At 47.8% G+C, this 6395-nt stretch carries 5 protein-coding genes; 3 read left to right on the top strand and 2 right to left on the bottom strand.

Going from position 1 to position 6395, the window contains the following annotated elements:
- The 3 genes from H595_RS0118980 to H595_RS0118990 form a co-directional block, all read left to right on the top strand.
- Positions 1-316: IS5/IS1182 family transposase (locus H595_RS0118980; RefSeq protein ID WP_027672576.1), on the top strand; the 316-nt coding region annotated here is incomplete at its 5' end.
- Positions 317-406: 90 nt separating this feature from the next.
- Positions 407-1297 (top strand): TonB-dependent receptor, encoded by an 891-nt coding sequence (locus H595_RS22975; protein WP_240474947.1) that lies wholly within the window; start codon positions 407-409, stop codon positions 1295-1297.
- A 66-nt stretch (positions 1298-1363) separates the two neighbouring features.
- Positions 1364-2011, top strand: coding sequence for a response regulator transcription factor (locus tag H595_RS0118990; protein WP_027672577.1), 648 nt, complete (start codon positions 1364-1366; stop codon positions 2009-2011).
- 9 nt (positions 2012-2020) lie between these two features.
- On the opposite strand, the gene H595_RS0118995 is transcribed toward H595_RS0118990, so the two are convergent.
- Positions 2021-5512, bottom strand: a complete 3492-nt coding sequence (locus tag H595_RS0118995) for a PAS domain-containing hybrid sensor histidine kinase/response regulator (protein ID WP_027672578.1) — start codon at positions 5510-5512, stop codon at positions 2021-2023.
- Positions 5513-5557: 45 nt separating this feature from the next.
- Positions 5558-6064 (bottom strand): SDR family oxidoreductase, encoded by a 507-nt coding sequence (locus H595_RS22980; protein ID WP_240474948.1) that lies wholly within the window; start codon positions 6062-6064, stop codon positions 5558-5560.
- Between the last annotated feature and the right edge of the window lie 331 nt (positions 6065-6395).

Here is a 6395-nt window from a genome sequence, read left to right on the forward strand (position 1 = left end):
AGCTATAGAGTTACTTGAACAACTGCCTGATGCCGAGCATGTTATCGCAGACCGGGGCTATGACAGTGAGAAAGTACGGGAGCAGATCCGAGCGAAAAATGGCGTCCCAACGATACCGCGTAAACGTAATTCAAAAATTGGAAATGGCGATATTGATTGGTGTCTGTACAAATATCGCCATTTAGTAGAGAACGTGTTTGCCAGGCTAAAACATTACCGTTCAGTAGCAACCCGGTATGATAAATTGGCCCGGAATTATGCAAGTACACTTGCCTTGGCTTGCTGTCTATTATGGCTGCCAATGTGGGTTGGCTGAATTATAAACAGCAAAGATCAACAGGCCCTAGTACGTAATGGCCTTATTTTTGCTAATGTGTATCCAGAGTCGGGTTGGGTGCCGGGCTATGTGCGCCCTGAAGGGTTAACCACACCGGTGGTGTTGGATGACAGCGAAAGCTGGTCTAAAGTGACACCGAAGATTGGTGTTGAGTACCAGCACAGCAACGATATGATGCTATTTGCCAGTTATAGTCAGGGCTTTAAGTCAGGTACCTTTAACCCCCGTGCTACAGTTGCTGAACCTGCCGCGGATCCGGAAGATGTTGATTCATTTGAAGTAGGTATTAAAAGCGACTGGAATGACACCTTACGCATCAATGCTACCTTGTTTATGTTAGATCATAAAGATCGGCAGTATATTTCGGTAATCCCGGACGAAGATGATGCTTCAGCATTAAATCAACGCTTAGGTAACGTTGGCCGCTCAGAAGCCACCGGTGCTGAAGTAGAAGTTACCTGGCGTGCCAGCCGTGAGTTGGAAATTTACGGTAACCTGGGTTTAATTGACGCTAGTTTTGAAGAAGCGGTGTCTTTTATACCCGGTACTGGCCAGGTGGACATATCCGATCGTTTCTCGGTGACTAATACACCTGAAACCACCATGAATGTTGGCTTTAGCTACAACCTGATGACCGATTTTGGTGATGTGATAGTTAACGGTAATTACAATTACCGCAGCGACTATGCCGTGGTGGAGTTAGACAACCTGTTAACGCAAGACGGCTATGGCTTACTGAACCTGGGCGTAACCTGGCTAAGCAGTGATGGTCATTGGAGTATAGCGTTGCATGGTAAAAACCTGACTGACGAAGAGTATTTGGTGGGTAACTATGCGTTTATCGCACCAGATCCAGCTAACCCTGGCCAGTATATTCCAGGCTTAGGCGGTGACAATACGCTGATAGGCTACTACGGTGCGCCACGTACTGTAAGCTTGTCTGTTGGTTACCGTTTCTAGTAATAAAACACTTGCCGGGGCGAAAGCCCCGGTTCATCATGGGCGAAAATGCTCAGAACAGACCTTATGATTGCTTTAATTGCTGACGATCACCCGCTGTTTAGGGTGGCCCTTTCTCAAGCTTGCGCCAATATACTGGGTAGCGACGCTCTGCTGCTTCAAGCGCAAAATATGCAACAGCTTTGGCCTTTGCTCAGAGCGCACCCAGATACCAACTTTATTTTCCTTGATCTGAAAATGCCTGGCAGTGATGGCTTTACCGGCCTAAGCGCACTGCGCACCGAATACCCCGACGTACCGGTTATTATGGTGTCGGCAGAAGAAGATCCGGTCATTATTAAGCAAGCACTGGCATTGGGTGCAGCGGCCTATATTCCAAAATCAGCACCGCTTGAGCTATTAGCCGAAGCGGTAGAGGCTGTGCTAAAGGGCGATATTTGGTTACCTGCTGAACTGGTAGCAGACGTGAGTAATGCTAAAACCTTAATTGATGATGATTTTGCCGGCAGACTAGAGCAGCTTACCCCACAGCAGTTTAGGGTGTTAAAAATGATTGCCGATGGTTTGCTCAACAAACAGATTGCCTATGAAATGAATGTGCAGGAAACCACCATTAAACAGCATGTCTCAGCAATATTGCGCAAACTTAACGTTAATAACCGTACATTAGCTGGTATTTTATTCGAAAAACTCCGCTTGCCAGAGAGCTTTTAGGGCGCGGTATTAAACATTATTGTCGCGCAATAAGCGCTGAAACAGCTTTTTCAATGCCATGGGTTTAACCGGTTTAAGTAAAAAATAATAGCCTGCATTGAGTGCCGTTTCGCGAATAATCTCATCATGATCTGCTGAGTGAATAACCACGGGCACATTAACGGCAAAATGCGCTGCAAGCTGCTGTGCAACGTCAACGCCAGTAGCGTTATTATCCAAATGATAATCGAACAAGAGTAAGTCGGGTTTAAACCCTTGCTGCAAGCTGGCTAAGGCTTCGACGGGTTGGCCAACAGAAGTAACCGCCATATTCCAGCTGCGCAGTAGCTCTGCAACCGCACTGCGTAACTGGGGTTCATTGTCGAGTAACAGCACACTTTTGCCACTAAAGCTGGCGCTAATGTCAACGGTAACAGGCTTAACGTTAGTCGTTATGATAGGTTCAGCAATAGGCACTAGCACAGAAAAACAGCTGCCAAGCCTGGGTGTGGATTGTAACGACAAGGGGTGTTGCAAAATGCCTGTTATACGCCTGGCAATGGCAAGGCCCAGCCCTAAGCCTTTTTGTTCCTGCTGTGGTCCTTGCTGAAACTCCTCAAACATACGCTGTTGATCGGTATCAGCAATACCAACGCCGGTATCGACAACGCAAATTTGCAGTTGCTGTTGGCGTCGCTTTACGCCTAATAACACCTTGCCGCTTGGGGTATATCTGATGGCATTAGCCAGTAAATTTTGAATAACCCGTTTAAGCAGTTTTCTGTCAGTACTTACGGTTAATGACGATGCAATATAGTGAAACTGCAGACCTTTTTCTTGCGCTAAAATGGCAGCATCACGGGCAATATCATCCAATACGTTTCCAAGCAAAACCGCCTGATGGTGTGCGCTAATAACACCAGAGTCCAGTTTGGTTAACTCTAAAATAGCCGCCAGTAATTCTTCGGCCGAATTAAGTGAGCTAATGAGGTTTTGGCTGAGCTGCTGTTGCTCTGGCTCGGTAAGTTTGTCTCTTAACAGGCTGGCAAATAGTGCAGATGCATTGAAGGGCTGCATTAAGTCGTGGCTGGCAGCGGCAAAAAAACGTGTTTTTGCCTGAGTATTGGCTTCAATTTTTTGTTGTGCTTGTTGTAGCTGGGCATTTAGTTGCTGCAGTGCTTGTGTGCGTTCGGTGACACGTTGCTCAAGCAATTGGTTACTTTGCTCAAGCTGTTGCTGAGTGTCGATAAAGGCACTGACATCGCTGTATGTTGTAACAAAGCCGCCACCTGGCAATGGATTACCCTGCATTTCTAATACCCGGCCATCTTGCTGGCGACGCTGAAACTTATAGGCACTACCTAATTTAAGGTAATCGAGCCGCTTTTGAATTTCGGCGTTAATATCTTCGCTATCAATCAGGCCGCGGCGCAGGTTAAAGCGAATAACATCCGCCACCGGTCTGCCCACTTCAACCAAACCTGCCGGGTAACTGAACATATCTATGTAGCGCTGGTTCCAGGCAATTAAGCGCAAGTCGGCGTCAACCACACTGATGCCCTGACTAATGTTGTCGATAGTTGAGCGCAACAGGGCTTGATTAAACTGAAACACCTGGCTGGCTTCATCGACAAAACGCGCAACGGATTCCATCGGTAAGGTGGCATGCTTACCAGAGGCATTCATGATTAAACGCATGGATGCACCCCCTACCACAGCGGCAAGGCTGCGCTCAGCAGCCTGCAACATATTTAGTGAGGCTTGTTGGGTAAGATCATGCGGCGTTTTCAGATTACGTTGCAACAAACGCTTGGCTTCTCTTTCACCGGCGAAACGCTTAACCAGTAAGTAGCAATCCTGCACCGACAAGTTTATTGGCCGGGTATTGGTTTGCACAATTTGCGTACGCAAGAAACGGCCGCTTTCCAGCCATTCGCCCACACCAGTGGTGGTAAAACGACTAACCAGAAAAACCAATAAGCAGTTCATGCTTAGACTGACTAAAACGCCAATACTGATAACGTCAGCCTCTAAACCAAACAGATACTGCGGTGCTAAAAACTGCAAGCCGAAGGGCCCTTGTGCCAGCCAGTCATTGCCAATTAAATTAGCCCGGCTTAGTTCAGGCAATAAAATAATGTAAGCCCAGGCGATAGCACCACCACACAGGCCTGCAATGGCACCCTGACGATTAATGTTGCGGCTTAATAAGCCCATAATCAGTGCTGGGGCCAACTGGGCAACCAGCGCAAAGGCCATCAGGCCAAGCTGAGCTAAACCTGTTTCTGTACCAATCCAACGATAATAAAGATAACCCAGTGTCATCACTGTAAGCATGGCAATTCGACGCAGCGTCGACACCTTAATATGCCGTGCAGCCTGATCAAGTTGCGTAGCAGGTGTGCGATACACCAAGGGGGCGAGTAATTCGTTGGTGATCATAATGCCAAGTACAACCGTTGCCACAACCACCATACTGGTAGCAGCAGAAAAGCCACCCAGATAGGCCAAAAGCGCAATATCAGTGCGCTGTGCAGCTAATGGTAATTGCAATACCACTAAATCAATATTGGCATCGGCGCCTAACAACATCACGCCAGCGAGTGCCAGCGGTAAGGTAAACAGGCCCATGAGCAGTAAATACAGTGGGAAAATCCAACGCGCACTGCGCAAGTGGCCCAGATGTTGGTTTTCTACAAAGGTGACATGAAACTGACGCGGCAAGCACAGTGTTGCCGCAAAACCTAGCAGCACATGCAACCAATAGGTATGTGCAGGCAATGCCCGTTGTTGTAGCTGCTGTACGGCCGGGTGGTGTTCTGCCAGGGTGAAAATTTGGCCAATACCATCGTACATGCCCCAGAATACAAAGGCACTAATTGCCAGTAGGGCAAGTAACTTGACCAGCGATTCAAACGCAATGGCGGTCATTAACCCCGGGTTTGGCTGGTGAGCTTTGGCGCTGCGGCTAACAAATAACAGTGCAAATACCGCCATCCACAAACTGACAAAGAGCCCGGTATCGTTGTACCAATGCTCATTTGGTGTGCTGCTAACCAGGGTATTAATACTGGTTGATACCGCTTGCAGCTGCAAAGCAATATAAGGAATAACCGACATCAGCATGATCAGGGTGGTGATAACGGCCAACATGCGGGAGTGACCAAAGCGGGTGGCAATAAAATCGGCGACTGAGGTAATGCGATAGCGTCTACAGGCAATGGCTATGCGGGCGATAAGTTTAAAGCCAAACCAAAATAGAATAAACGACCCAATATAGGTTGGCGGTATCCACCAGCCATTTACTGCCGCTTGGGCTGTAACGCCGTAAAACGCCCAGGACGTGCAGTAAATTGATAAAGCAAAACTAAATACCCAAGGAGCGAGTGGATGTTTGCTGTTAATGCGCTTACCAAAATGCCCGACACTAAACAGGATTAGCAAATACACTAACGAGAGTGCAGCTATGGTACCCAGCCCAATAGTGCTGCCATTTAAGATCATCTGCTCTGGCGCTGTCATCAAATACTCATATCGCCCGATTGTGCCTGAGTTTTCGCCAAGCGGCTAGCGTGCTGTCCAGCCGCCATCCAGAACCAGTGTTTGGGCTGTCATGTGTTTGGCACCGGCACTACAGAGAAACGCGGCAGTTTCCGCAATTTCGCTTACATCAATAAAGGCTTTCTGTGGCATAGGCGCTAACATAATCTGCTCAATAACTTGCTGCTCGGTTAAGTTATTTTCTTTTGCTTGGGCGGCAATTTGTTGCTCCACCAATGGCGTTTTTACATACGCCGGACAAATGGTATTGATGGTGATGTTTTTGTCACCATTTTCAAGTGCGACCACCTTGCTAAAGCCAAGTAAACCGTGCTTTGCAGCAACGTAGGCAGATTTAAACGGTGAGGCAATTAACGCATGAATAGAGCCAATGTTAATAATTCGGCCAAAATCACGCTGTCGCATGCCAGGAATAAACGCCCGGCTTAGCATGGCTGGGCCAGTGAGCATGACATTAATTAACTGCTGCCATTTCTCTGGAGGAAAATCTTCTAACCGGGCAACATGTTGAATGCCGGCGTTAGTGCGTCAAGCAAAGCTTGATGCATCTTGCAGGGTGTAAGTCCCTGTCGGGTAAGGTGTAACTGACCACCCGTATCGAGTGTTGCGCCTATGGCGGAGCCAGTATTTTTTTTACTGACGAACAAGATAGGTGAAGCGTACACAGAGAATTAGTTAGGCCACAGGGGATACGTGTCCCTGAAGGTTGGTATCGCTTCGATAAGCACAATCTGACTGACGAGGTTTGTAACGCCACCGAAGTCCATGCAAAGCAGCCGTTAAAGTGAGGCTGTGACGAGTCAGCGGAGTTATCAAGCCGTGGCATGATTAAAGAGATGTATCA

The sequence above is a fragment of the Rheinheimera baltica DSM 14885 genome, from assembly GCF_000425345.1.
GTDB lineage: Bacteria > Pseudomonadota > Gammaproteobacteria > Enterobacterales > Alteromonadaceae > Alishewanella > Alishewanella baltica.